Below are 25455 nucleotides of genomic sequence, written 5' to 3' on the forward strand. Positions count from 1 at the left end.
AGCGCAATCGCGCTGCTGCGGCCTGCCTACCTGCCCGCCTCGATAAACGTAACCTTGTTGATCTCCTTCAAGGTCGTAATCCCATCCCTCACGCGCTCCAGTGCCGAATCGCGTAGAAAAGCCATCCCCTTCTGCTTTGCTTTCTTGCGAATCTCGCTTCCCGGCTTCTTCGCCAGCAGCATCTCGCGAATCTCGTCATCCAGCTCCAACAGTTCATGAATCGCCGAACGTCCCCGGAAGCCCGTCCCATTGCACTCGATACACCCCGGTCCCTCGCGGAAATTAAATCCTCGCCACTCCTCCAGCTCCAGCCCGCTCGCCAGCAGCTCCGCGTCACTGTAGTGCACATCTTTCACGCAAAAATCACACACCTGTCGCACCAGCCGCTGCGCCAGGATGCAGTTCAGCGCCGAGACAAAGTTGTACGGCTCAACTCCCATATTCAAAAACCGTCCCAGTACATCGACCACGTTATTCGCGTGCACCGTCGTAAACACGAGGTGTCCCGTCAGCGCCGAATTGATCGCAATCTGCGCCGTCTCCGCATCGCGGATCTCTCCGACCAGAATCTTGTCCGGGTCATGCCGCAGGATCGACCGCAGCCCTCGCGCAAACGTCAACCCCTTCTTCTCATTCACTGGAATCTGCGTGATTCCACGAATCTGATACTCGACCGGGTCTTCAATCGTGATGATCTTATCTTCTTCCGATTTAATCTCGTTCAGCGCAGCATACAGAGTCGTCGTCTTACCTGAACCCGTTGGCCCCGTCACCAGCACCATGCCGTACGGCTCTTTGATATACCGTCGAAATCGCTCGAGATCCTTCGCCGCAAACCCCACCACATCGAGCGATAGCGACTTGAACTTCTCCGACATCGACTCTTTATCGAGCACACGGAGCACAGCATTCTCGCCATGCACGGTCGGCATGATCGACACACGAAAGTCGATCAGCCTGCCCTTGTACCGAACGCGGAACCGTCCGTCCTGCGGCACGCGCCGCTCCGCAATATCCAGCTCGCTCATGACCTTGATACGCGAGAGAATCGTCTGGTGGTGCTCGCGCGCAATCGGAGCCATCGCCTGCTGCAACACACCGTCGATGCGGTACTTCACCAACAGCGAATCATCAAACGTCTCGAGGTGAATATCCGACGCCCGCCGCTCCAACGCGGTAAAGATCGTCGTATCCACCAGGCGGATGATCGGCGAGATATCGTCCTCGCTCGTCAGCCGCTCAATCGAGATATTCGAGTCCTGGTTCTCATCACCGTGCAGCACATCGAACGCAAGTCCTTCACTGGCCTCATCGAGCACGCGCTGCGACTGCTCGGTCTTCTTCAACAACTCGGTAATCTGGCTGAGTGTCGCAACCCGTGTCACCAGTCGCTGTCCCAGCAGCCCCGAGATCTCATCGAGAACCATCAACTTCGAAGGATCAGACACCGCTATCGCGAGCCGCCCCTCCATCTGCTCCAGCGGCACAAAGTTGTACCGGAACATCATGTCCACCGGCACGCTCTTGAACAGCTCATGCGAGATCTTGAAGTTCTTCAGGTCAACGAAATCAGCGTGATAGCGGCGCGCCAGAATCTGTGCGCGCTCCGCTTCACTCATCCCCGCCTCATTGATCGGTATTGCCAAAGGTGCTACTGCCATATAGCTAAGACTCCTATTTCATTCAACCGTTACTCCCACCAAGGCGTCATTAACACAGCATTCAAATGATCAGAGTCGCCATACCAGTATGTCGAGATTCATCTCGAACTGGATTGCCGTCCAATCTTCTATTATTCAGCAAAATCGCTTCTTATGGTATTCTCCGCCCATCTGCTGGGCCCCGTATCTACCCCTTCTGGAGGAGCACCCCATGAGCACCGCGGCTACCCCATTCTCCGCTCTTGCCCCCAAAGCCATCAACTGGTCCATTGCCCTCAGTATTCTTCTCATCCTCGCCGGTCTGTTCGCCATCCTGATTCCACCGCTCTCCGGGCTCGCTGTCACGCTCATCTTCGCCTGGGCAATGATATTCAGCGGCATCACCCACTTCGTCTTCGCCTTCAAAACCCACACCACCGGCGGTGTCCTGTGGGAGATCATCGTCGGTGCCGTCTACCTCGTTACCGGGGTCTACCTGCTGATGCACCCGCTCGACGCCCTCATCGCCCTCACCCTCATCCTGGCCGTCTACCTTTTCTTTGAAGGAATCGTCGAAGTCGTTCAGTCGTTCCAACTCCGCCCCCGCCACGGCGCGAACTGGCTGCTGGTCGACGGCATCATCACCCTCATTCTGGCAATCATGATCTGGCGGTCGTGGCCTGCCAGCACCGTGTGGGTCATCGGGACGCTGGTCGGCATCAGCATGATCTTCAGCGGATTCTCCCGCCTCATGCTCTCGCTCGCAGCCAAACGCGCACTCAATAACGAAAATTGAAGCCAGAGTCCTGCCGGACGGGGCCTCCTGCGCGGAGCGCGGCCACTTCGTGGCGTGTGTACCGGTCACGCAACTTCACTCGGCAACGATCCTCCCGCTGGTCGGCCCGAGCATCGCGAGGACCACGCCTCTCCCTCACCTCGAAAAGGTATACAAGTCACGAAGTGACCGCCACGCGCGCAGCGGGCCCGTCCGGCAGGACATCATCTTTTGTAAATTAAGGCTGATCCGAATTGAGCGAAGCAATGAGCGCATCGGCCTGCGCCATCGACCCATCCAGGCTCACCATCAGCACATCCACATCGGTCGACATCTTCACTGACGTACCCTTCAGCGACCCAATCGCCCGCGCATTCAGGTTGTGCTTCAAAAACGTCACCTGATCGTGAAACGCCGTGATCACCGGCGTCATCCGCGCCTCGGTCTGCCGCATCGACTTGATGTAGTTGGCCTCACTCAGCCGCGACTGCCGCAGCATCACCGCCGATTGCGCCTTCAGCTTCTTGTTCTCCATCCCATCGATCTCCTTCTGCCACTCCTTGAAGAGATCGTTGGAGACCTGGTCGATCGAATCGATGCGATTGTGCAGCTTCTGTGCGCTGTCGGCGGCCTTTTCATACTCGCCGTTCAACTTCTTATAGTTCTTTTCCAGCGATCCACCCTGAAACCCCGTCAGCGCCTGAAACGATTCCATCGTTGTTTTGATTTGTTCCTTCGCCTGCTGCTGGTCCTTCTTCGAGTCCTTCACCCGCGACACGAGGATGTCCCGCTTCTCTTTCCCGAATGTCTTCATCGCCTTGTAGTAGGAGCTGGTACACCCGGCCAGCACGAGCAGCGGAGCGGCCCCCGCCACGCATCGCAACACCCAACGTCGAGAGATAACTGTCAACTCATTTCACCCCGTCAGAGCTTGACGAATTGTAACCTCTCCCGCAAAAACCAAGGCGAATTCGCCTCTAACCAGCAACAGGAAGCCAGTCTCCCCGTGAACGCAGCCAAAGTTCAATCGCAATCGTGTTGATCGAAAAACCAATCCAGAACGCAACGCCGAAGAACTGCGCTGGCTCAAGATGCGTCAACCGGCTCGTCGCAAAGAACACGCCCATCACCGGACGAGTCGTCGCAATGCCGAGAAGAATCGCAACCGCTCGCAGCATCCATCGCATCTTCTCAAGCGCTTCGCCCCGCCGCATCGCCACAAAGGCGCGCGCGAGGGAAAACAAAAAGAGGCTATTGAAGAGCAGAACGGCGGACCGCTCGATCCACCCTCCAACCGGATGAGAGCTCATGGCATACGCAGTCACGCCTACCCAGGCTCCCAGCGGAAAGAAGAGACGTTCTGCCCACACCGCGCTGAATCGTCGCAACAAAACGAAGGGGCACAGTAGAACAAACGCCATCGCGGGAAGAATATGGGCAAGCGTCAACGCTGCATGCGAAGCAAACACCGCATCAAGCGCCGCCGTTGGTGAACCGGCTTCAGCCCCAACCGGCGTCGGATGAGCAAGCACCACAACGCGACGCAGCACTACCGCGACCGCGATCACAACACAAACCCAGAAGCCCACCTTCAGCCATCCGGGATAGACATCACGAGATGAGTTCTCTCGCATCCCGATTCCCCGTACCGGAGCTTTTGCATCCATACGCTCTCCCTCGCTGCGAGGCCGAGCCGCTACACGACAACACACGGAACGGCCACCAAAAGGTACGCAACAAAGAGTCCCGCCGTTCCCTACTGGCCGCCGCCCGAACCCGCGCTCAAGCTGAAGATTGGCAGATACAACGCAATCAGAATCGTCGTCACGACAAGCCCCATCATGATCAGGATCAGCGGCTCGATCAAACTCATTGCCGCCGTAAGATTCGTCTGCACATCCTCTTCAAAGAACTCCGCAACCGAGTTCAGCATCTGCGGCAGCGCACCAGTCGACTCGCCCACCTCGATCATCTCGATCGCCAACTCCGGAAAGACCTTCGTCGACTGCAAACTAACCGACAAGCCTTTACCTTCGCGCACCGTCTCGACCGACCTGTAAACCGCACTCGCAATCTGCTTTGAATCGATCGACTTCGCCGCCGTCTCCAGCGACGGCACCAGTGGCAAACCACCCGTCAGCAGCGTCGAGAGTGTCCGCGAGAACAACCCGACCTGATACTTCAGCCACACACTTCCAAATACCGGCAGAGCAATCCGAATCCGATCCAGCATACTGCTGCCCGCATCCGTCTTCGACCACCGATAGAGAAAGAATCCAACCGCCCCCACTACGACAGCGACATAGATCCCATACTCCTGCGCCTCTTTTCCTAAGTTCAGCAAAAACGTCGTCAGCGCCGGCAGCTTCGTCCCCAACTGGTCATAAAGCTGAGCAAAGCGCGGCACCACAAACGTGATCAAAAAGATGAACAACCCGATCACCATCACCACGAGCAGCGCCGGATAGATCAAGCTCGCCTTCAGTTTCTTCCGAAAGGTCAGCGACACCCGCTGAAAGTCCAGAAACCGCTGCAATACCTCTTCCAGATTTCCCGACCGCTCCCCAGCCAGTAGCGTCGTCGTATACACAATCGGAAATCCACCCTGCGCCTCAAACGCCTGCGAGATCGACTCACCCGTCTTCACCCGCGCCGCGACATCCTCAAGCTGCGCGCGAAAATGAGGCAGCTTCTGCCTCCGCGCAAGCAGCTCCAGCGACCCCAGAATCGGCAATCCAGCCTTGATCAGCGTCAAAAACTGCTGATTGAAGATCAGAAAGGTCTCAAGCTTCACCTTCTTCTTACTTCCTCCCCCCAGCACGCTCTTTGCCTTGACCGAATAGACGTAGTACCCCGCCTGCGTAAACCGCGCCTTCAGCTCCTCCGCAGTCGCCGCCGCGTGGCTCTGCTCCATCACTCGTCCGCGCTCATCCGCCAGCTTGATGACAAACTCAGTCATAACCCTCTAACCCACCACCCTTGAAATAGCTTCGTTCATCCCCGTAGCTTCATCTTAGACGGTCTCACAGTAAATTAGCCCTCACAGCCGCGCCTGCAAATACAACTACCTTGCAGCATCACGAACGCGAGCAAGTTTTTTCTATCGAAGAACCAGCAATTTACCGCGAAAGCCTGCAGCGAAGGCTTTATCATGCACACATCGAATCGGAGGCATCTGTTGCGGGCTCAAGCTACAGCCATTCTGGTATTGCTTCTCTTTGCGTCTCTCTTCACGCGCGCAGCGGTCGCTCCCGCACAACCACCTCTCACGGTCGAAGGCCTTGGCAAACCCACCGTGGCGCTCGACGGCACATGGCAGTTCCACACCGGTGACGATCCCGCCTGGGCCTCTCCCAACCTCGACGACTCCCAATGGGAGAGCATCCAGACCGACAAGCCCTGGGGTGCGCAACAGCACTTCGGATACACCGGATACGCCTGGTACCGGCGCCATATCGACTTCGCCCCGGGCCCAAGCGACAAGCTCGACCTCTCTCTTGCCGTCGGTTATGTCTCCGACGTGTACGAGATCTACTGGAACGGCACGAAGATCGGCGGCTATGGCACAATGCCGCCCCATTACCGCTCCTACTGGGGCGGTCTGCCGCAGGTATACAGCCTCGGCAAACCACAGCCCGGTGTACTCGCGTGTGGAATAACATTCCCGCCTCCTCTGACTCAGGTTCAAGCGGCGGCCTCTATGCCCCTCCCCGCCTTGGAACCGCCGACGCGATCACGGCTCTGCTTACAAGCCGTAATTATCTCTGGCTCAAAGGCAGTCAGTACTCCTTCGCAATTGTTCTTTTCTATGGTCTGGTCGCCATCCTGGGCATGCTGGCGTGGTTGCAGGACCGAAGCCGGCGACTCCTCCTCTGGATGTCGCTCTTTGCCTTCGCTCCAGTCGTGTTGGAGATCATCGGAGGCTTTCGCATCCCTTTCCCCACCAACATCGTAATGGCGATTCAGCAGCCGTTCTTCTCAGTTCTGGACATCTGTCTCTGGTTTCTCCTGCTGTATCTGCTGCAGCTCGAAGATCACCCGCGCCTGGTGCGATGGACGCGCATCCTTGCCTGTATCTCCATCGCCAGCACGTCTCTCGACGGCCTCACAGTCTTGTACTGGGGAGATTGGGGCCGACTCTCGCAGATAGCCGATGCCGTGTTTACCGTGTCCTTCACCTCCGTCGAGATCTGGCCGTTGGTCTTGATCTACTTCGGCTTCAGAAAGAAGCTGGGCACTCCAACCTGGCTGGTAGTCTTCTTCGCCTTTCTCAGCCAGATGCTCCTCGTAGTCAAAGCCGCTGCTCTGCAGGGTGAGAGATTCACGCACTGGACACTCGGCTCAACGATCGACAAACCAATCTTCGTTGTGAACGACAATCCGTTCAACCTCGCGGCGATCGTAGACACACTGCTGTTTGTCTCCATCGTGTACGCCGTCTATCGTTACTCCGTCGAGCAGAACAACCGCCAGCTAGCCGTCGCACAGGAGTTCAAGAGCGCACAGGAACTACAACGCGTCCTCATTCCTGAGACGCTGCCTCCCATCCCAGGATTCGCCGTCACCAGCGCCTACCGCCCCGCCGCCGAGGTCGGTGGCGACTTCTTCCAGCTCATCGCAAAGGCCGAGGGATCCTCTCTCTTCATCCTCGGCGACGTCAGCGGCAAGGGCCTCAAGGCCGCCATGGCCGTCTCGCTCATCGTCGGCACCGTCCGCACACTCGCCGAGATGTCCGACGATCCCGCCGAGATCCTCTCCGGCCTAAACCGCCGCCTGCACAACCGTCTTCAGCAGGGCTTTGTCACCTGCCTCATCCTCAGCCTCGAACCTGACGGCCTCTGCACCTTCGCCAACGCAGGCCATCTCCCGCCCTACCTCAACCAGAACGAGCTCCACCTCCCGCCAGAGCTCCCCCTCGGCCTCGTCGCCTCCGCCAGCTACGACAAGGTAACCATCCAGCTCGAAGTCGGAGACCGCCTCACTCTCTATACCGACGGCCTCCTCGAAGCCCGCAAACCCTCAGGCGAGATCTTCAGCTTCGACCGTCTCCAGCAACTTATCGCCACCAAGCCCGACGCCAAGCAGGCCAGCGACGCCGCCGTCACCTTCGGTCAGGAAGATGACATCACCGTCCTCACCATCACCCGCCTGGCTACCGGCGTCGAATCCACCACGGTCCTCGAAGCTCCGACGTTGGTCTCATCAACGGCCTGACCAGCAGGCGGCGCGCGCGACCAGAGTCTTCACGCTGTGTCCAGTTCGACCCTTGCCCTTCATCGACTTAGTCCTCGAACGAACGAGATGACACTAGCCCTGCTGGCTCAGTTCGCTGACACCCACCTTAGCTGGCAACCACTGCGATTTTATTCAACGTCAACTCCAGCGTCTTCCTTGCGTCTTCAATAGCTGTACGATTTCCTTCCAGCCGGCTGATCATCAAGGCCCCTTCAAGCATCGCAATCATCGAATTCGCGATGCGTCGCGGCTCCACATCCTCGCGAATCTCTCCGTTAGCGATTCCATCCGCCACAATGCTGGCCAACCTTGCCTTCCACGACTTCATCGCAGCACATACCAGGTCGCGCAGCACCGGGTTCCCATCATCTGCATCGATAGCCGTATTCATCAACGGGCATCCTCCAGGAAAGACGCCCGGCGTCTCCGCAAACCGCCTCACCGAATACTTCAGCTTATCGACCGCGCCCGGAATCGCATCCTGCCCCTCCCGTCGAGCCTTAGACACCCGCGTCCACGCATACTGAAACGCCTCCGCCGCAAGCTCCTCCTTGCTGGCAAAGTGCCGATAGACTCCACCCTTCTCCAGCCCCGTGGCATCCAGCACATCCTGCATGGAACAACCGGCAAAGCCCCGCTGATTGAAGATCGGAGCTGCCTCCTCGATGATTCTCTGTCGCGTCAAGTCGCCTTTACTCATACCCTTACCTCGCTCGCTACACCCCGCCCGAAGATCCTACCCGAAGAAAACGCATCGAGCAGCACTTCTCCTGAATCAGATGCTTAAAGAAACCGATCAGTCTCTTTTTTGGAGAACGAACCGGCGATTCGAGAGGAGATTGATCAAACTATGGCTACAGCTACCCTCGTTGAACCGGTTCTAAACGCTCCCCGGACACCCGCAAAAGCCACTCAGGCCTCCCGGCCCCGGCCAATCATCAACCCCTGGGTCGTCGCCCTCACCGTAACCCTGGCCACCTTCATGGAGCTGCTCGACACCTCCATCGCCAACGTCTCCCTCCCCTACATTGCAGGCGGCCTCGGCCGCTCCTACGACGAAGTCACCTGGATTCTCACCACGTACCTCGTCGCCAACGCCGTCGTGCTGCCCATGTCCGCGTGGCTCTCCCGCGTCTTCGGCCGCAAGACCTACTACATGGCCTGCGTCACCCTCTTTACCGTCACATCGTTCTTCTGCGGCATCGCCCCCACCCTCGGAATCATGCTCCTCTCGCGCGTCCTGCAGGGCATCGGCGGCGGCGGCCTCGCCCCGGTCGAACAAGCCATCCTGGTCGACGCCTTCCCTCCCGCCAAACGCGCCTCCGCCTTCGCCCTCTACACCGTGGCCATCGTCACCGCACCTGCCATCGGCCCCGTCCTCGGCGGCTGGATCACCGACAACTACAACTGGCGCTGGGTCTTCTTCATCAACATCCCCGTCGGCCTGCTCTCCCTCTTCCTCACCAACCGCTTCGTCCACGACCCCGAGTCCTACGCCGAAGAGCGCAAGACCGTCCGTGTCAACGGCAAGCTTCGCATCGACGGCATCGGTATCGCCCTCGTAGGCCTCGGCTCCGCAGCTCTCGAAGTCCTCCTCGACCGCGGCCAGATCGACGACTGGTTTGGCTCCCCCTTCATCATCTGGATGTTCGTCATCGGCGTTGGCTGCCTCACCGCGGCCGTCTTCTGGGAGCTCCACGTCCCCGACCCCATCATCGACTTCCGCCTGCTCAAGATCCGCAACTTCGCCTTCGCCAACTTCTTCTACTTCATCTTCGGCTTCGGCCTCTTCGCCTCCACGACGATGATCCCCCAGCTCCTCCAATCCCTCTATGGCTACCGCGCCATCGACGCCGGCCTGGTTCTTGGGCCTGGCGCTCTGGTCATCACCTTCCTCGCCCCGGTAGGCGCGCAGCTGGTTCAACGAGGCATCGTCAAACCCCGCATCCTGCTCTTCGGAGCGGTGATGATCGTCGGCATGTCCTTCCTCCACTACGCCCACTTCAACCTCGACACCGACTACAAGCACTACGCCCTCGCCCGCGCCCTGCAAGGCCTCGGCTACGGCTTCTTCTTCGTGCCGCTCTCGGTCATCGCCTACTCGCAGCTAAGCCCGGCGCAGAACAACAAAGCATCCTCGCTCACCAACTTCTTCCGCAACTGGGGCGGCAGCTTCGGCATCGCCTTCATCACGACCATGTCCGAGCGTCGCCAGAACTTCCACCAGGAGCGCGTCGGCTCAACCATTGCATCGTCGTCAGGCACCTTGCAGCAGAACATCCACCAGACCGCCGCCTACCTGCAATCCCACGGCTTCTCCCCAGCCGACGCCGTCACCGCAGCCTACGGGCGCGTCTACGACCAACTCCACGCCCAAACCCAACTTCTCGCCTTCATGGACTGCTTCCACATCATCGGCGTCATCACCCTCATCGCAGCGCCTTTGGTCCTGCTCACCAAGAGTTTCAAACCCAGCGGCAAATCCGAAGGCGCCCACTAACTCTTCCGTCCCCGCGCACCGGAGAGCTCATCCTCTCCGGTGCGCGACTTTGGCAAACTAAGCAATCCTTAGCCGACCTTTGCAAATGAGACCTTCGGAAAGTCGATGTCGACCTGCGCAGCGTTGTTGAAGTAGTTCGTCAGCACGTTGAGCGCAACATGCGCGATAATCTCCGCGATCTCTCCATCACCGTAGCCAGCCTCACGCACCGCCGCCACATCCGCATTGTTAATCTGGCCGCGCGTCTCAAGCACGCGGCGGGCAAACGTCAACGCCGCGGTAGCATGTGCATCTTTACCATGCCCACTGCGGGCCTCCCCAATCTCCTCTGGTGTCAGGCCAACCATCTTGCCAATAGCAGTATGCGCGGACAGACAGTAGTCGCACTCGTTCTCCTGCGACGTCACAAGGGCCAGCTGCTCCCGTGTCTTGGCGTCAAGCAAACCTTTGCCGAGCGCACCGCTTAGCCCGAGATACCCTTCGAGTACAGCAGGCGAGTTGACCATCACTTTAGTCATATTTGGAACGATCCCGAGCGCACCCTTGACTGCGGTAAGCAGATCCTTGGCCTTGCCGGTCGCAACGCTGGGTTCAATAGTGGAAAGACGTGAGATAAGATTTCTCCTCATTGCTTGAAGTAAGCTGCAAGCCTTAACCTCTGGCTTCACTTCGTTTTATACCGAACGTTCGGTAAAGTTACAGATATTCTGCATATATCGGACGGGTTTTTAAAAAGAGCCGACCGAACGGTCGGAATACTCTAATAAAGTTGGAATCAAGGGAGAACTCACATGGCGCATTCAATCGTCAGCGACTCCGAGCTGCTCATGCGGTCCGCAGAGGTATTTCGTACCTACGGCTTTGAAGGGACAAGCCTTAGCCGCCTGTCTCAGGCGACAGGGCTCGAGAAGGCAAGCCTCTACCACCGATTTCCCGGAGGAAAGCAACAGATCGCTTTAGCGGTCGCGGAGGGAACTCGCGCGTGGCTCCAACAGAACCTCTTCGAGCCGCTCAAAGAACCCGGAGATCCCCGCAAAAAGCTTCGCGCCGTCACAGAACAACTGCGACTTTGCTATGTAGACGGCACGATGCCCTGTTCCTTTGAGGTGCTCTCTCTCGCCGGCGGAACCGCAGAACTTAACGAGATACTCAGGGGAGCCCTACAGGCCTGGCTCAAAGCCTTCGCCGAGATCGCAAAGGAAAGCGGCCTGCCGGTCTCTGAAGCGCGTAAACGAGCCGAGCTGGCCATCATCCAGATCGAAGGCTCCCTCATCCTTGGCCGCGTTCTCGACAACACCAAAGCCTTCCATAAAGTTCTGGACGAGTTACCCGCACTCCTTACCCGCGAGTAACTCGGCAGACTTCCTATGAGCGGCGCATCACCTTTGCCATCAACGCCCACAACAAAAAAGCTCCGGCCAATGCCGGAGCTTCTTTCTAAAGACTCTCAAAGACTAAACGCTGAAGCTCGACCCACAACCGCAGGTGCTCTTCACTGCTGCATTCTCGAACTTGAACCCGGCGGCCTCAAGCGTCTCCACGTAATCCACCGTGCAGTTGCTGAGGTACATTGCCGAAGTAGCGTCCACAAACACCTTTAGATCCTCGAACTTATAGACCTTGTCCATCATGCCGCTCTGATTCTCGAACGACATGGAATATTGAAAACCCGAACATCCACCACCGACCACACCAATGCGCAGCCCTGCAGGAACCGGGCTCTGTGTCGCCATGATCTCCCGAACCTTATTGATCGCGGCAGGCGTCAGGGTTACAGGCGTAGTCGAAGCAGGCGCTCCAACAACGACTTCAGGGGTAACGGTTGCAGTGGACATCGGCAAATCTCCTTGTCTCATCGAGACTACTTAAAGTGTATGCGCCTGCCACGACTCCGGCAAGCCCTGATTGTATAGATGCGTGGCCACCCCTTCCGATTCAACCTGTCTAAAAGATAGAAAGGGCCGCACCTTCCTGCTACCATCAGGCCTGTACGGCCATGAAACTTCTACTGCTTATCTCGAACGCCTTCATCAACACCATGGGCATCACCCAGCCCTCGCCAAAGGCGGCGAACCGTGCTGCCTGGTTCATCGTTATCATGCTCTCTGCTGTCATCGGCGTCGTCGCCACCATCGCGGCCCTGGCGATCCATTGGGCCTCCCACCGCTAGATTTGCCCCGTTACAACCTGGTTCCCCCTCCCAAAAATGCTTTTTATTGCCATATTCAGGGCGTATCATTGCCGCAAGACGGCCCACTACCAAAGAAGCCACAGCCCGGTACCTGGACCGCCAAAAACGTCGGCCCTGTTACAGGGCGGAGGAACCGCTATGAGCGCTTTACCTGTTCTCCTAATTGTCTGGGCGGTATTCGCAGCCTGTTTCCTCGCGCTACTCGCCTACAAGGGACAGCTCACCCGCTACGAAGAAGACCAACTGTTCCTCAATGAGACCGTCTCCCATGAACAGCAGGTTCAGTCGGAGATCGTCCGCAAGGTCAACCGGATAGCACCCTTTGTCCGTGTCTTTGGCGTCGCCGCCGCCGTCATGACCGCCGGCATCGTCGGCATCTTCACGTATGACGCCTGGCAGCATCTTCGGTAGATCCTTCAGGAGGATCGAAATTCGCACAAATGGTTTGACTTCAACCTCGCGATCTGCCGCCACACCAACACTTATCGATAAGCCTTCACCGGAAGCAGCAAATTCGCTCTCCCAGTGAAGGCTCTCGTCTTTTGCCGCGAAGCTTAAGCGTTATACGTCGACGAAGAGGTCTTCCCGCCTCGTCCTGTCCAGTTCGTATGGAAGAACTCGCCTCGCGGCTTATCGATGCGCTCATACGTATGCGCTCCAAAGAAGTCGCGTTGCGCCTGCAGCAGATTCGCGGGCAGCCGCTCCGTTCGATAGCCGTCATAGAAAGCGAGCGCCGTTGAAAACGCCGGCATCGGCACACCAATCTCGATCGCGTGAATGATCGCCTTGCGCCACGACCACTGAAACTTGTTCAGCACATTCGAAAAGAACTCATCCATCAGCAGATTCTGCAGCTTCGGATCCTTATCGAACGCCGCCTTGATGTCGCCAAGAAACACACTCCGAATAATGCAGCCGCCCCTCCACATCAGCGCGATGCCCCCCATATTCAGATTCCACTTCTGCTCCTTCTCCACCGCGCGCAGCAACATGTAACCCTGCGCGTAGCTAATCATCTTCGAGCAATAAAGAGCGCGTCGAACATCCTCGATAAACTCGTTCTTCTCCGAGATCGTCAGCACCTTCTTCGGCCCCTGCAACACCTTCGAAGCGGCAACACGCTCGTTCTTCAGCGCCGACAGGCACCGCGCAAACACGCTCTCGCCGATCAACGTCACCGGCATCCCAAGATCGAGCGCCGAGATCGCCGTCCACTTCCCCGTCCCCTTCTGCCCCGCCGTATCCAGAATCTTGTCGAGCATGGGCGTCCCGTCGTCGTCCTTCTTTGCAAAGATCGTCGCCGAGATCTCAATCAAATAGCTATCGAGCTCGCCCTTGTTCCACTCCGTAAATACATCATGGAACTGATCCGCAGTCAGCCCCAATCCATCCTTCAACAACTGATACGCCTCGCAGATCAGTTGAATATCGCCATACTCAATTCCGTTGTGCACCATCTTCACGTAGTGCCCTGCGCCATCTTCACCAACCCAGTCGCAACAGGGAGTTCCATCCTCCACCTTCGCCGCAATCGCCTGAAAAATCTCCTTTACGTGAGGCCAAGCAGCCGGATTTCCGCCGGGCATGATCGAAGGACCGAACCGTGCACCCTCTTCTCCACCCGAAACACCCGTGCCAATAAACAAGATCCCCTTCTTCGCCAACTCCTTCGTCCGGCGATTCGTGTCGGTAAACAACGAGTTCCCACCATCGATCAGGATGTCGCCCTTCTCCAGATACGGCAGCACATGTTCAATCGTCTGATCGACAACCTCGCCTGCCTTCACCATCAGCATCACGCGGCGCGGCAGCTTCAACGACTCACACAGCTCTTTGGCGGAGTGCGTTCCAACTACCTTCGTTCCTTTGGCCTCATCACTTAGAAACTCGTCGACCTTGGAGGTCGTGCGGTTGAACACGGCAACCTTGTACCCGTGGTCGTTCATATTCAGCACAAGGTTCTGGCCCATCACAGCCAGCCCAATCAATCCGATATCGCAAGTTGCCTCTGCCATCTCATGTCTCCATAGCGGCCCCGTCAGGAGCATCGCAAACGAACGTTTTAATCACTCGCCATCATTCAAATGGCGCAACTACGAGTGACTTTTCTATCACACGCTAGAGACGTTAAGATAGCCGCGCCCTGTCGCCACGCGGTCAAAAGAGATGCCATCTCTACCGTGCGTCGCGAAAAGAAAAGCCCCGGCAAGAACCGGGGCCTTTTCACGACTGACTTTCACAACCTGCTGCGAGAAAATTCACTTCCCTTTCACAGCAATTACCTCAATCTCAACCAGCGCCCAGGGAGCCGCTAACGCAGCAACCTGGACCGCACTCCGAGCTGGCTTATTGGGCTGATCCTTCGTGCCAAAGAACTGCGTATATGACGCTTGCAGGCCAGCGAAATCTAGCTTGTTCCCTTTATCGGGATCTCCCGCCAGAAACACCGTCATCTTCACTACATCCTTCATGTCCAGCCCTTGCTCTTTGAGCAAAGCCTGAATCTTGTTCAATGCGCTCAGCGCCTGCGTCTTGGTATCTCCATACACAGCAGCCGTTCCCTTCGCCTCATCCGCCGGCGTCACCGGAGAAGCAAGCTGACCGCTCAGATAAAGCGTGTCACCGGCCCACACTCCGTTCGCAATAGGAGACTTCTCATTCGGTTGCAGATGCTTCACCACGACCTGGCCCTGCATCGCACACGCAACAGCCATCAACGCCGCCGCCATCACACCTTGCTTCATCGTCATCATTCTCTCCCTGTCCACCATCGTCAGCTCATCACTGCGCCAGCAGGATCACCCGATAACTTCGCCATCTTCACTTTGTCCGAGATCATTCCAACCGCACGACGCCCGCTCAGCGCCGCGCCCTCCTGCCAGCCAACGATGTGGCTTGCGGTATCGCCTGCAAAATAGATAGGACCATCCGCCTGAATGATCACATCATACCCACTCTTCCCACCGCCGTAGCTGTTGATCCAGGAGCCCTCATTCCATGGCACGCGGCTCCATCCGCAGAACACAGGATTCTTCAGCTCCTTCCCATGCCCCGGATGCAACTTATCGATCGAAGCTCTCGAAGCTTCAAGCTTCTGCGCAAGCGTCAGATTATAAAACGGAGTATTCAACTCGTCCGTATAACCCGACACCACCACGCCGGTCGGATGCATCAACCGCGACGACGGATACCAGATCGGGCTCGGCCCCTCCATCAGATACGACAGACCGCCATAGATGTTGTAGTCCTGCTCCCAGAACCTTCTGCTCTCCCACGCAATCTTGTACGCGCCACCCATCGTGCTCTCGTCCACTACCGTCTTGAACGGCTTCGACAGATCGTTCGGGATCTTCTTCAGCATCGAAAACGGCATCGCGATAATGCAATACGAAGCCTCCACCTGCTTCGTCGCGCCGCCCTGCGTATACGACACGCGAACACCCTTCGGCGTCTTGCGAATCTCCGTCACCGGCGAGTTGAACTGCACCACCGGCCCTAGTGCCTTCGCAAACGCATATGGTATCCGATCCATTCCACCCACTGGCTGCATCATCGTCGCCTGCCAGTCCCACGCCTCTTCCACAAAAAGATCGTTCCAGAAGTTCTCATCCAGCAGAACCCGCATGTCCAGCGGCGTCTCATCGATGCCCTGCTGATCTCCCGCCCCGGGAGGAGTCTTATATCCAGCCCTGTCCGACCCCGTATAAGCACCCTTGTCATCCAACGGGCCATAGATCTTCAGGAACGTCGTCATTCTCTCGCGGTCTTCTTTCGCCAACTCCGAGTCCAATGCTCCATGAGCAATACACTTTGAAAGCAACTCCGACACATGCCCCCGCGTGTCGTTGATCGCCTTCCTTTGCACCACAGGCTTGCCATCATTCGCCAGGTCGTTCTGCAGCAGCGTGGAGCGCGACGTATTAACCTCCACCTCCAGCGGAACGCCCAGCTCCCTACAATAGTTCAGCATGGTGAAGTGAACGCTCGGCAGCCGCGCCGGTCCAAAGTTCTGGTAGTTTCCCTCTTCCCATTGAACCGGCTGCTTGCTCCCATCGCAAAAGCAGACCTCGGTTCCGTTCCTTCCAGTCCAGTTGCGTCCACCCGGCCGCTCGCGAGCCTCCAGCAGAGTCACCTCGTACCCTAGCTTCTGCAGCTCATAGGCTGAAACCAGCCCGCCAATTCCACCACCCAGCACCACCACCTTAACGCCCTTGCCGGACCCGGCCGCCGCCTGAATCATCTCCACCTGCGCACCCTTCATCGGTGCCAGACCCAATGACTGCATCGTTGCAAAAGCAGCACTGTAGCCGCCAACCTGTCCTACACGCATCAAAAAGTTGCGTCGGGAGATCCCCATCAAGCCACCTCTTTCTTCGATGAATTGAAATCCAATGCAAATGCAGAAGAACGAACACTTCCAAAAAGCGTTAAAGGAATGCAGCTCCGCCAAAGACACCGCGGAAACCGCATATCTCGAAGCAATGGGAACGATTAAAACTGGATTTTGAAAAAGTTGTGTCTACTCTATCGCAAAACCGTGGGCCAGTCAGCTTTTTTCAAATGCAGCTGCTGAGCGTTAGAGAAAGGATGGAGCGTCATCGCCCAAAAGAGGCAGCTCACCACACATCAGGATCAACGTCGAATTACCAAAGGAAAGTCTCTACAGACGCGAGGCAACTGAAGGCCCTGCAACGTTATAAGATAACGCCATCACTAGTGAGGTTTTATGGCCACGTCAGCTGCCTCTGCACATCTCCCTAACGCCCGGACGCTCGGGCATGTCACGACGCAAGCCGCAACCGTCCCCTGGTACGCCTGGTGCGGTGCGCTCGCCGTCACCTCCGCCACAATCGGAGGAGCCTGGGACGTCTCCTGGCATCGCTCCATTGGCCGTGACACCTTCTGGACACCGGCCCACATGGCCATCTACGCCTGCGGAGTTCTTGCCGCCATCATCTGCGGCTACCTCATCCTCTCCTACACCTTCGGAAGCTCCGCGAAGCTTAAGGCCGCATCGGTCAGCGTGCTCGGCTTCCGCGCTCCTCTCGGCGCCTTCATCGCCGCCTGGGGCGGCATCGCGATGATCACCTCTGCGCCATTCGATAACTGGTGGCACGCGGCATATGGTCTCGACGTCAAAATCGTAAGCCCGCCTCACACGCTGCTCATACTCGGCATCCGATGTGTCGGTGTCGGTGTCCTCTTCCTCATCCTCGCCGCGATGAACCGCGCCGTATCAGAAGGTTCACAATCGAACGATCAGGCATACAAGACACTTCAGCGGCTCTTCCTCTACGTTGGCGGTCTCATCGTCGGCGGCCAGATGTTCTTCCTGCTCGAGTTCACCTGGCGTGGGCACCTGCACTCAGTACAACCCTATGTCGCCATGGCGATCGCAATCCCGCTCGTCTTCGCAATTCTGTCGCAGGCCTCGCGCTATCGCTGGGCTGCAACGTACACCGCCTCGGTCTACACCATCTTCGCAATCGCTGAGATCCTCATCCTTCCCCTCTTCCCCGCACAACCAAAACTCGGCCCTGTCTTCTATCCCGTCACCCACATGGTTCCGGCTGCATTTCCCATCCTCATCATCGCGCCCGCCATCGCACTCGACCTCCTCTGGCAGCGCGCCCGTACCTGGAAGCCCTGGCAGATAGCACTCGCATCCGGCGTCGTCTTCATTGCAGTGCTTGCTATCGTCGAATGGCCCTTCGCCAGCTTCCTCATGACGCAGGCATCCCAGAATCGCCTCTTCGGTACGATGTACTTCGACTACGGCACACGTCCCGAATACACCGTGCCTCACTTCGTAAATCCCGATCAGGGATTCACACTCTTCACCGGTCTGCTGCGCGCAGCCATCTATGGCTCCATCGGCACATGGATCGGTTTGAGCTTCGGCCGCTGGATGCGGGGCGTGCAACGGTGAAGTTCCCGACCTCTCTTCGTCTTGTCGTTCTGATCCTTCTCGGCCTCTTCGCTGCTCCTCAAATTGCACGCGCTCACGTCGGCAGCAAAGACGTCTTTCAGCAGGTCGAAGCCGGCCCGTACAAGCTCTTTGTCACAATCCGCATGCCGACTGTCATCCCCGGCGTAGCTACCGTTGAGGTGCGTTCAAGCGGCGCTCCGGTCAACGGCATCCACATCACACCTCTTCCCATCACCGGCGAAGCGTCAAAGCACCCTCCTACATCAGACCCCATGCAGCGCTCTGTCGCCGACCCCGCTTTCTACACCGGCAGCATCTGGATGATGGCCAGCGGCTCCTGGCAGGTCCGCTTCGAGATCGCTGGAGACGCCGGCAATCAAACCGCCGCCGTACCCGTACCCGCCGTCGCCCTGTCTACGCTCAAGATGCAGCGTAGCCTCGCCATTCTCCTCGGAATCCTCGGCATCTTCCTGGTCGTGAGCATGGCTGGCATCGTTGCCGCTGCCGTCCGCGACGCGCGCCTCGAGCCGGATGCAATCCCCTCCCCCAGCCGCAAGCGCCGAGCAATCCTCGCAACCGTCGGCAGCCTCGCATTCATGACTCTCCTCATCTGGGGCGGTGCAACCTGGTGGAACGTCGAAGCAGCCAGCTACTCACTCGACGTCTATCACCCTCTCACCGTCAACCCTGTGCTCAACGGCAGCCAGCTCGATCTCAACGTGCTCGCCTACGACGGCGGCAAGGAGCGCGACTCCCGCTCCAACAAGGACTTCCTGCCCGACCACGGCCACCTCATGCACCTCTACGCCATCCGCCAGCCGGAGATGGACGCAGTCTTCCATCTGCACCCTGAACTTGCCGGAAACGGCGACTTCCGCATGTCTCTCCCTGCAATGCCATCTGGCGAGTACAAGCTCTATGGCGACATCGTTCACGCCAACGGCTTTCCCGAGACGCTTGTCTCCACCATCACCATCCCCGCCGACATGCCAGGAGGCACACCAGGCCCCGACGACGCCACCGCGCATCCCCAGCCCCTCAGCAAGGGCCAACTCGGCGACTCTTACAAACTTCCTGATGGATTTGTGATGGTCTGGGATCGGCCTTCGACCATCACTGCAGACACCGCCTACACCTTCCGCTTCCATCTGTTGAATCCTAACGGCCAGCCCGCAACCGACATGCAACCCTACATGGGCATGGCAGGCCACGCAGCCTTCGTCAAAACCGACGGCACCGTCTTCGCCCACACCCATCCTGACGGCTCAGCCCCGATGGCAGCGCTGGCTCTCGCCAACGAAGGCGGCGCGATGCCCGCTGGAATGGATATGGGCGGCATGGACATGAGCGGCCACGACAAACCACTCTCAAACACAGTCGAGTTTCCCTACGGCTTCCCCTCCTCAGGCCGCTACCGCATCTTCGTTCAGATGAAGCACGGCACCACGATCGAAACAGGAGCCTTTGACGTAACAGTCCCCTGAATCTGTACGCGTCCGTTATCCGATATCCCCGCTTTACGGCCAATCTCAATGAGTTCTATAAAAAGGGATGTCAAGAAAAAAGTTTTCCCCTCGACCGGACAGCGAGAAGATTTTTGTCTCGAGATCCAGCCCACTGCCTGTGAGTGTGCCCCTCGATTCGCTCGAGAGGTTCCTTTGTGGCTTGTTTGCATATCCGTGGCTTTCATCTTCCAGTGGTGACGACGCCGATCGAGTCTTAGACTTCGCAAGCGGGCCTTGGTATTTGGGTGTCAACCATGGTTCTATTAGAGGCTCGTGGCCTATCGCTATTTCTGGTTATCCGAGGAGGCATAGCGTGACTCAGTGACTCGGTGCCGAAGCACACAGGGCCAAACTCATTGACTGATACTCACCTCGAACCGAGCGTCTCGAGAACCCGACTGACCACCACCAGAGAGAATCGCCGGAGATGGAAAGGCCTCTTCATCAGAGACGCTCAAGCTTCTTGCCGATGCAATTGTGTGGCGTCGAAATCCGCTCCTTTCTTCCAAATCGTCAGAGTGATGCTGGCAATCTTTCGTGCCAGGGTGAGACGCGCCATCGTCGGTCGTATCCCTTTCTCAAGAAGAGCAATATAGAAATCGTACAGAGGGCCAGGGTGAGTGCTAGCGGAGATCGCAGCCCCTTTGAAGAGATTCTTCACCTCGGGATTGTGGTTGTTATTTAGGCCGCGCACGGTCATGCGCTCCTGGTTTCGTTGCAGTTTCCCTCTGACATAGCGGTACTCACCGCTGTCGTGGGTTTTCAGCGCGAAACCACTGTAAGCCCACAGCTGACGCTTGGTACGGAAACGGTGTGGCGTCTGCAGCTGCGCAACCAGCAAGGCTGCACGAATCGGACCGATCGAAGGAATCTGGCGAAGCAATTTCACGGCATGATGCTTGCGGCTCTCGGTCAGCAAGTCGCGTCGCGCTTGCTGACGCACCGGCTGCAGCAGATCCAGTTGCTGATAGAGCCGTTCGGCCCGGAGACGAACTCCGGGTTCCGGGATCTTGCCTAACCATTCTGCGCGATGCCGCGGTGCATAGACGCTGGTACCGCTGCAGGCAATGGCCCAGCTTCGGTAGAGTGCTTTGATTCGACTCATGACCCGGACAAGATCCTGCGTAATGGTCACGTAGCTGCGACCTAGTTCCTTTAAGGTGCGCATCCCGTGCTCGCCGTGGTAAACCGGCGTGAGTTGGTTGCCACGCAGCAGCTCTGCCAGCTTTCGCGCATCGATTCGGTCACTCTTGCTGCCGTCTTTCAACAGGGCGTTCTTGCGCGGATCGCAGACCACGAGACGGGTGACGTGAGGTTTCAGCAGGTCATGTAACCAGGCCGCAGAGGTCCCTTCTTCGAAGGTCACCGATAAACTTCCGTGCAGCCCCTGGAGGAACTCAAGGATCGTGGCCGCTTTCGTCTCCAGAATACTTTCCATGATCAACTTGCCCCGAAAATCCGTGACTGCAACCGAGATCGTTGCTTGGTGGACGTCCATGCCGATATATTTCTCTTGGCTCATAACGGCGCTCCTTTCGGTAGGTGGTGATACGAATAACCACAACCTACAGCAAAGTGGGCGCCTTTTATATTGCGTGACTCGTCGATAATGCACTCATTGACACCCTGTGGAAGATCGAAGGATCGAACTTGAGCTTTACTTCTTGGGCCGCGACTCCGGCGGCACAAGACCCGCGAGGCGGTAGTACACAACGAGCTGACCGTAGTGTTCACCGCTATGCTCGATGATGCCGTATGCAATGTCGATAACGCGCGATTTCTGCTGAGGGAAATAAACAACCTCCGTCATCAGGCCTTTTTCGCCTTTTGACTGGATAGCGTTTGCGCCATCGGCGAAGGACTTTTTGACGAACGCAACGATGTCGGCCTTGGACTTGTATTGCTCTCGCTTCGGATCTTCTGCCGCGGGAGGCTTCTGCCCCATCGCAGGATTCGTGAAGTAGTAGCATGAACCCGCCGCGTGCAGTAATTGCTCGGCGAAGCTCCGCTGCGCGGGTGTCGGCCTGAAGTCATATTTGTCCTCAGGAAAATCTTCGGCCAGCGCCGTCAGCTTGCGGCCAATCTCGTTCCAGGAATCGAGCACGACTTTCGATTCCGGATCGGCAGGTTTGACGGCTGCATCTTTCTTCATCGTGTCCTGGGCATGGGCGGCAAATGCAAATGCCAGCAGGACGATAGCGAGGAACGTTGTTCTTTTCATTTCTTACTCCACGATTGATTTTCGCGAATCAAATTTCAGCTTCCTATTTCGCCTGTACCAGCCCCTCAACAACCGCAGCAAGTTTATCGAGTTGCTCGTTCCAGCCCTCTGCCTGGCCGCTATTTTTCGCACTCTCCATGGGTTCACTTCCAATAAAGGTGAGCTTAGTCTGGTCGTTTCCAATGTCTTCGAAAAGGATCACGTCGGCCGAATCGTCGATGGCTTCATGTTCTATTCCATATTGCGCAGGGTCAACCCTGTTTCCATTCGAGTCGGCAAAGTACATGGTGGAAACGATCTTTTCGTGCAGAACAATCTCGCGGTATTCACCGCCAGTCCAGCCCTCTTGCCCATCGGGCGTTCTCATGCAGAAGAGGAACTTTCCCCCTACGCGAAAGTCAATTTTGCAAACTGGCGCGGTAAAGCCCTTCGGCCCCCACCACTGCATCGCATACTTCGGGTCTGTCCACGCCTTCCAGACCAACTCACGTGGGGCATCAAAAATTCTTGTAACGACCATCCGCTCAATTTCGCTAACCGTGTTTTCTGCCATCTCTGACCTCCTCTTTCTTCATTTGATTTACGACCACTTCCAACTTGTCAAAACTCTCTTCCCAGAACCGGCGATAACTAAAGGCCCACTCGCTGACTGTCTTGATTGCCTCGGGCCTAAGCGTGCATACGCTTTCGCGTCCGCGCTTGGTCTTGATCACAATCCGCGCCCGCACCAGATAGGCGATATGTTTTGAAATCATCTGCTGCGAGAGTGCAAACGGCTCCGTCAATCCATGCACAGAGGCAGGCCCATGGGAGAGTCGTTCGACCATTGCCCGTCGGGTTGGATCCGACAACGCCGCAAATGTTGTACCTAGTCTATCCACAACCATATGGTAGTGGGTAGCCGTCGAATGTCAATTGATATTGTTGCGAGCCGGTTACATTCCCTGGTCTTTGAAACCTTAGACCGACGCTTGATAGATCGCCCATTTACTCACTTGAACAGGATGGCTAGACTTTGGTCGGCCAGTGTCCGGCGACCTTTCCAGGCGTGATACTCGGTTGAGGTCCCTCGAGGTTGACCTCGAAGGCCGCTGTTGAATTCGGACTTATATGGGTCCGCTATCCAGCTTATGGAGTACGGAATTCCGACTTATAGTGCAACCGCAGGAACGAGGCCACCAAAAAATCCTGTCAAGCCTACAAATGGCGTAAGTCATTATAAAAAGGTAGCTTCCGCGTGGCGTATTAGTTATATCGCCCACAATATAATGGATATAGATGAGTTAGAGTTTGTCGTGACGTTACGCGGTGGTCAGGATGAACTCCGATAACCTGTTTAGAATCACATTTTTACCTCTAAGTTATTTGAAATCACATTTTTGCAGACACCTAAATCAGCAAACTACTGATAATAAGCATGTTAACGAGGGGTATGGGGGGGGTGGGGGTAGTATCAAATCGTATGGCTGGGATAACCTCGTTTAGTCGATCGCCGGGAGGCGGCCGGAAGACCCAAGCAGAAACACGCAACCGACAACGAAGCTGTAGACGGCCGTAAGTCCGACAAAGAACCGCATAACCTTCGGGTGGGGTGCGCTTCCGTGAAACAGGCCGCATGCCGAAGCCGTCATCAGCGTGTTCATCATCAGCAAACCGGCCAGAAACATCGCCATGCCTCCAATGCCCTTGGCGACACCGCCCAGGTTAGCAGCCAGCAGAAATAGTGCGAGTTGGCTGGGTGTCTCCGCACCGAACCCATGGATAACTCCGACGCCAAAGGCAATCGGCCCGGTGTAGTTGAGATCTTCTTCATTGGTTGCCGAGATGGCGTCTTGCCGCGCCGGATAAAACCTGCGCCGAAGGCGGCGGTATCCGCGAATAATGAGCGCAGCGCGTGAAGGTGGAATGGCGTGAGGATCTCCCCACACCAGACTCCCCATCACATAGATCGCAAGAACGATCAGCGTCAGCCCGACCAGACGTTCGGCCCATGAATCAAGACGGTGCGGCAGCGCCAGTTGAAACAGAACGACCAAACTGCCAAGCAGCGCGATCATCGCAGCATGACCAGCGGCATAGAGAAGCCCGAGTCGCATCGCGCTCGAAGGCTTCTGCTGAACGCTGGTGATATCCGAGATCGCCGCGATGTGATCGTAGTCAAACCCGTGACGAAACCCGAGCACCGCGCAGGAGACGAGAGTGATTTCGAGAGATGCATTCATAGCGACGCTTCAACCTGGGTTTCGTGTGTCAGTGCGAGTTGTACACTCAGGAAATCCAGCACGCTATCCGCGCCGAATCCGGTCTTTGAGGACACCTCGAAGACCGGCATCCCCGACGAACACTCTCTATAGTACGACGCGCCGCCAAGACCCAGCGTTTTGGACATTTCTCCAGTCATCAGACCGATTTGGCAAAGGGTGGCGTAAGCTGCAGAAAGCGATGTTTTGAAAACACATCATTCATGCAGGAACAACTTCATACAGATGCGAATCGCGCGAAGACGCAGCGAGCAGGAAAGGAGCGAGACCTTGTCAGAGAAAAAGAACCTGACCGAACATGAGTTGAGGCGGGACCTTGTGCGATTTAGTAAATGGCTTTCTCGTCTCGGCTTTACACCTGGGACATCAGGAAATCTGTCGGTCAGGTTAGACGATCAACGTTTGCTGGTCACTCCCACCGGCGCCAGCAAGTATCTGCTGACACCAACCGATATGGTGATAGTTGACCTTCAGGGGCGTCAGCTTGCCGGCACCAGGAAAGTTACAAGTGAAGTCAGCATGCATCTTGCTGTCTATCAACATAGAGAAGATGTCGCGGCGGTTATTCACTCCCATCCGCCTATCGCCACGGCTTTCGCCTGTGCCGGACGCGCGTTGGATGAGATGTTCTGTCAGGAGGCGGTCATGACTCTCGGAGTCGTACCCTTGGCGAGATACGCCACGACCGGGACCGAGGAAGTCGCCGACAGCATCATCCCGTTCATTCCGGGACACGAAGCGATCCTCATGGCCAATCATGGTGCAGTCAGCTACGGCACGTCTCTGCTTGAAGCATTTCTAAAGATGGAAACAGTCGAACACCTCGCACACATTGCCCTGATCACACATCAGCTTGGATCTGCTCTACCTCTCCATGCGGACCAGATAGAACACCTTCATCGTGCCAAAGCGAAGTACGTGAAGAACTCCAATGACATATCTAACGCCGAACGATCTGCTGGATCTGGAAGACTATCGGATGAACGCAATCCTAATGATCTTGCCCGAACAAAAAAAGAGATCACGGTATTTTCATCAGCAGCAAGCCATCTGCCTCTCAGCTAACGTGAGTGCGCCGGATCGTTGACAATTCAAAGTGCTTCCCGATTGATCGGGAATATCAGGTTCTTTTCAGTAGAGTTCTGCTCGTATTAGGAGCAGTTTCTGAGCGTCGCGTGCTACTCGCCAGCCTGTTTTA

At 56.9% G+C, this 25455-nt stretch carries 26 protein-coding genes; 10 read left to right on the plus strand and 16 right to left on the minus strand.

Annotated features, from left to right (window positions below):
* Positions 1-26: 26 nt before the first annotated feature.
* A complete protein-coding gene (locus tag RBB82_RS02295) occupies positions 27-1661 on the minus strand; it encodes a GspE/PulE family protein (protein WP_433973504.1) in 1635 nt (544 codons plus the stop codon).
* A gap of 211 nt (positions 1662-1872) precedes the next feature.
* Between RBB82_RS02295 and RBB82_RS02300 the strand changes: the two genes are divergently transcribed.
* Complete coding sequence (locus RBB82_RS02300) at positions 1873-2436, plus strand: HdeD family acid-resistance protein (RefSeq protein WP_433973505.1); 564 nt, start codon at positions 1873-1875, stop codon at positions 2434-2436.
* Positions 2437-2653: 217 nt separating this feature from the next.
* On the opposite strand, the gene RBB82_RS02305 is transcribed toward RBB82_RS02300, so the two are convergent.
* The 3 genes from RBB82_RS02305 to RBB82_RS02315 form a co-directional block, all read right to left on the minus strand.
* Entirely contained in the window at positions 2654-3325 is a 672-nt protein-coding gene (locus RBB82_RS02305; RefSeq protein WP_433973506.1) for a DUF2959 family protein, read from the minus strand.
* A 67-nt stretch (positions 3326-3392) separates the two neighbouring features.
* Entirely contained in the window at positions 3393-4082 is a 690-nt protein-coding gene (locus RBB82_RS02310) for a DUF2306 domain-containing protein (RefSeq protein WP_433973507.1), read from the minus strand.
* Positions 4083-4171: 89 nt separating this feature from the next.
* A complete protein-coding gene (locus RBB82_RS02315) occupies positions 4172-5374 on the minus strand; it encodes a type II secretion system F family protein (protein ID WP_433973508.1) in 1203 nt (400 codons plus the stop codon).
* A gap of 192 nt (positions 5375-5566) precedes the next feature.
* Here RBB82_RS02315 and RBB82_RS02320 point away from each other — a divergent pair, with 192 nt between their 5' ends.
* Complete coding sequence (locus RBB82_RS02320) at positions 5567-6370, plus strand: hypothetical protein (RefSeq protein WP_433973509.1); 804 nt, start codon at positions 5567-5569, stop codon at positions 6368-6370.
* A complete protein-coding gene (locus tag RBB82_RS02325) occupies positions 6292-7629 on the plus strand; it encodes a PP2C family protein-serine/threonine phosphatase (RefSeq protein ID WP_433973510.1) in 1338 nt (445 codons plus the stop codon). The genes RBB82_RS02320 and RBB82_RS02325 overlap by 79 nt, the downstream gene beginning before the upstream one ends.
* Positions 7630-7756: 127 nt before the next feature.
* Here RBB82_RS02325 and RBB82_RS02330 read toward each other — a convergent pair whose 3' ends face one another.
* Positions 7757-8350 carry a TetR family transcriptional regulator C-terminal domain-containing protein gene (locus tag RBB82_RS02330; protein ID WP_433973511.1) on the minus strand — a complete coding sequence of 198 codons (594 nt, stop codon included), beginning with the start codon at positions 8348-8350 and terminating at the stop codon, positions 7757-7759.
* Positions 8351-8500: 150 nt separating this feature from the next.
* Between RBB82_RS02330 and RBB82_RS02335 the strand changes: the two genes are divergently transcribed.
* A complete protein-coding gene (locus RBB82_RS02335; RefSeq protein WP_433973512.1) occupies positions 8501-10150 on the plus strand; it encodes a DHA2 family efflux MFS transporter permease subunit in 1650 nt (549 codons plus the stop codon).
* Positions 10151-10218: 68 nt separating this feature from the next.
* Here the strand turns inward: RBB82_RS02335 and RBB82_RS02340 are convergent, their stop codons facing one another.
* Entirely contained in the window at positions 10219-10779 is a 561-nt protein-coding gene (locus tag RBB82_RS02340; RefSeq protein WP_433973513.1) for a carboxymuconolactone decarboxylase family protein, read from the minus strand.
* A 162-nt stretch (positions 10780-10941) separates the two neighbouring features.
* On the opposite strand from RBB82_RS02340, the gene RBB82_RS02345 reads away from it, so the two are divergent.
* On the plus strand, positions 10942-11502 hold the full coding sequence (locus tag RBB82_RS02345) for a TetR/AcrR family transcriptional regulator (RefSeq protein ID WP_433973514.1): 561 nt from the start codon (positions 10942-10944) through the stop codon (positions 11500-11502).
* A gap of 102 nt (positions 11503-11604) precedes the next feature.
* On the opposite strand, the gene RBB82_RS02350 is transcribed toward RBB82_RS02345, so the two are convergent.
* Positions 11605-11985, minus strand: coding sequence for a HesB/IscA family protein (locus tag RBB82_RS02350; protein WP_260740435.1), 381 nt, complete (start codon positions 11983-11985; stop codon positions 11605-11607).
* 161 nt (positions 11986-12146) lie between these two features.
* Here RBB82_RS02350 and RBB82_RS02355 point away from each other — a divergent pair, with 161 nt between their 5' ends.
* Together RBB82_RS02355 and RBB82_RS02360 are read left to right on the plus strand one after the other, a co-directional pair.
* Positions 12147-12320, plus strand: coding sequence for a hypothetical protein (locus RBB82_RS02355; protein ID WP_433973515.1), 174 nt, complete (start codon positions 12147-12149; stop codon positions 12318-12320).
* A 159-nt stretch (positions 12321-12479) separates the two neighbouring features.
* Positions 12480-12752, plus strand: a complete 273-nt coding sequence (locus RBB82_RS02360; RefSeq protein ID WP_433973516.1) for a hypothetical protein — start codon at positions 12480-12482, stop codon at positions 12750-12752.
* 143 nt (positions 12753-12895) lie between these two features.
* Here the strand turns inward: RBB82_RS02360 and gnd are convergent, their stop codons facing one another.
* The 3 genes from gnd to RBB82_RS02375 all read right to left on the minus strand — a co-directional run bounded on the left by gnd (position 12896) and on the right by RBB82_RS02375 (position 16698).
* Positions 12896-14356 carry a decarboxylating NADP(+)-dependent phosphogluconate dehydrogenase gene (gene gnd, locus RBB82_RS02365; RefSeq protein ID WP_433973517.1) on the minus strand — a complete coding sequence of 487 codons (1461 nt, stop codon included), beginning with the start codon at positions 14354-14356 and terminating at the stop codon, positions 12896-12898.
* Positions 14357-14599: 243 nt separating this feature from the next.
* A complete protein-coding gene (locus RBB82_RS02370; protein ID WP_433973518.1) occupies positions 14600-15094 on the minus strand; it encodes a RidA family protein in 495 nt (164 codons plus the stop codon).
* 20 nt (positions 15095-15114) lie between these two features.
* Positions 15115-16698, minus strand: a complete 1584-nt coding sequence (locus RBB82_RS02375) for a flavin monoamine oxidase family protein (protein WP_433973519.1) — start codon at positions 16696-16698, stop codon at positions 15115-15117.
* A gap of 369 nt (positions 16699-17067) precedes the next feature.
* Here RBB82_RS02375 and RBB82_RS02380 point away from each other — a divergent pair, with 369 nt between their 5' ends.
* Both RBB82_RS02380 and RBB82_RS02385 read left to right on the plus strand, forming a co-directional pair.
* A complete protein-coding gene (locus RBB82_RS02380; protein WP_433973520.1) occupies positions 17068-18270 on the plus strand; it encodes a hypothetical protein in 1203 nt (400 codons plus the stop codon).
* Positions 18222-19754, plus strand: a complete 1533-nt coding sequence (locus RBB82_RS02385; RefSeq protein ID WP_433973521.1) for a hypothetical protein — start codon at positions 18222-18224, stop codon at positions 19752-19754. The genes RBB82_RS02380 and RBB82_RS02385 overlap by 49 nt, the downstream gene beginning before the upstream one ends.
* A gap of 475 nt (positions 19755-20229) precedes the next feature.
* Here the strand turns inward: RBB82_RS02385 and RBB82_RS02390 are convergent, their stop codons facing one another.
* The 6 genes from RBB82_RS02390 to RBB82_RS02415 all read right to left on the minus strand — a co-directional run bounded on the left by RBB82_RS02390 (position 20230) and on the right by RBB82_RS02415 (position 24385).
* Positions 20230-21297 (minus strand): IS110 family transposase, encoded by a 1068-nt coding sequence (locus RBB82_RS02390; protein ID WP_433973522.1) that lies wholly within the window; start codon positions 21295-21297, stop codon positions 20230-20232.
* Positions 21298-21432: 135 nt separating this feature from the next.
* Complete coding sequence (locus RBB82_RS02395; RefSeq protein ID WP_433973523.1) at positions 21433-21996, minus strand: DinB family protein; 564 nt, start codon at positions 21994-21996, stop codon at positions 21433-21435.
* A 43-nt stretch (positions 21997-22039) separates the two neighbouring features.
* Entirely contained in the window at positions 22040-22549 is a 510-nt protein-coding gene (locus tag RBB82_RS02400) for an SRPBCC family protein (RefSeq protein WP_433973524.1), read from the minus strand.
* Positions 22530-22883, minus strand: a complete 354-nt coding sequence (locus tag RBB82_RS02405; protein ID WP_433973525.1) for an ArsR/SmtB family transcription factor — start codon at positions 22881-22883, stop codon at positions 22530-22532. Before RBB82_RS02405 ends, RBB82_RS02400 begins: the two co-directional genes overlap by 20 nt.
* Positions 22884-23477: 594 nt before the next feature.
* The gene (locus RBB82_RS02410; RefSeq protein WP_433973526.1) at positions 23478-24218 is read right to left on the minus strand and encodes a hypothetical protein; all 741 of its coding nucleotides are present in this window, start codon (positions 24216-24218) and stop codon (positions 23478-23480) included.
* Positions 24215-24385, minus strand: a complete 171-nt coding sequence (locus RBB82_RS02415; RefSeq protein ID WP_433973527.1) for a hypothetical protein — start codon at positions 24383-24385, stop codon at positions 24215-24217. Before RBB82_RS02415 ends, RBB82_RS02410 begins: the two co-directional genes overlap by 4 nt.
* A 142-nt stretch (positions 24386-24527) precedes the next feature.
* On the opposite strand from RBB82_RS02415, the gene RBB82_RS02420 reads away from it, so the two are divergent.
* Complete coding sequence (locus RBB82_RS02420) at positions 24528-25322, plus strand: class II aldolase/adducin family protein (RefSeq protein ID WP_433973529.1); 795 nt, start codon at positions 24528-24530, stop codon at positions 25320-25322.
* Positions 25323-25455 lie beyond the last annotated feature (133 nt).

This window comes from Tunturiibacter lichenicola (assembly GCF_051013355.1).
Taxonomy (GTDB): domain Bacteria; phylum Acidobacteriota; class Terriglobia; order Terriglobales; family Acidobacteriaceae; genus Edaphobacter; species Edaphobacter lichenicola_F.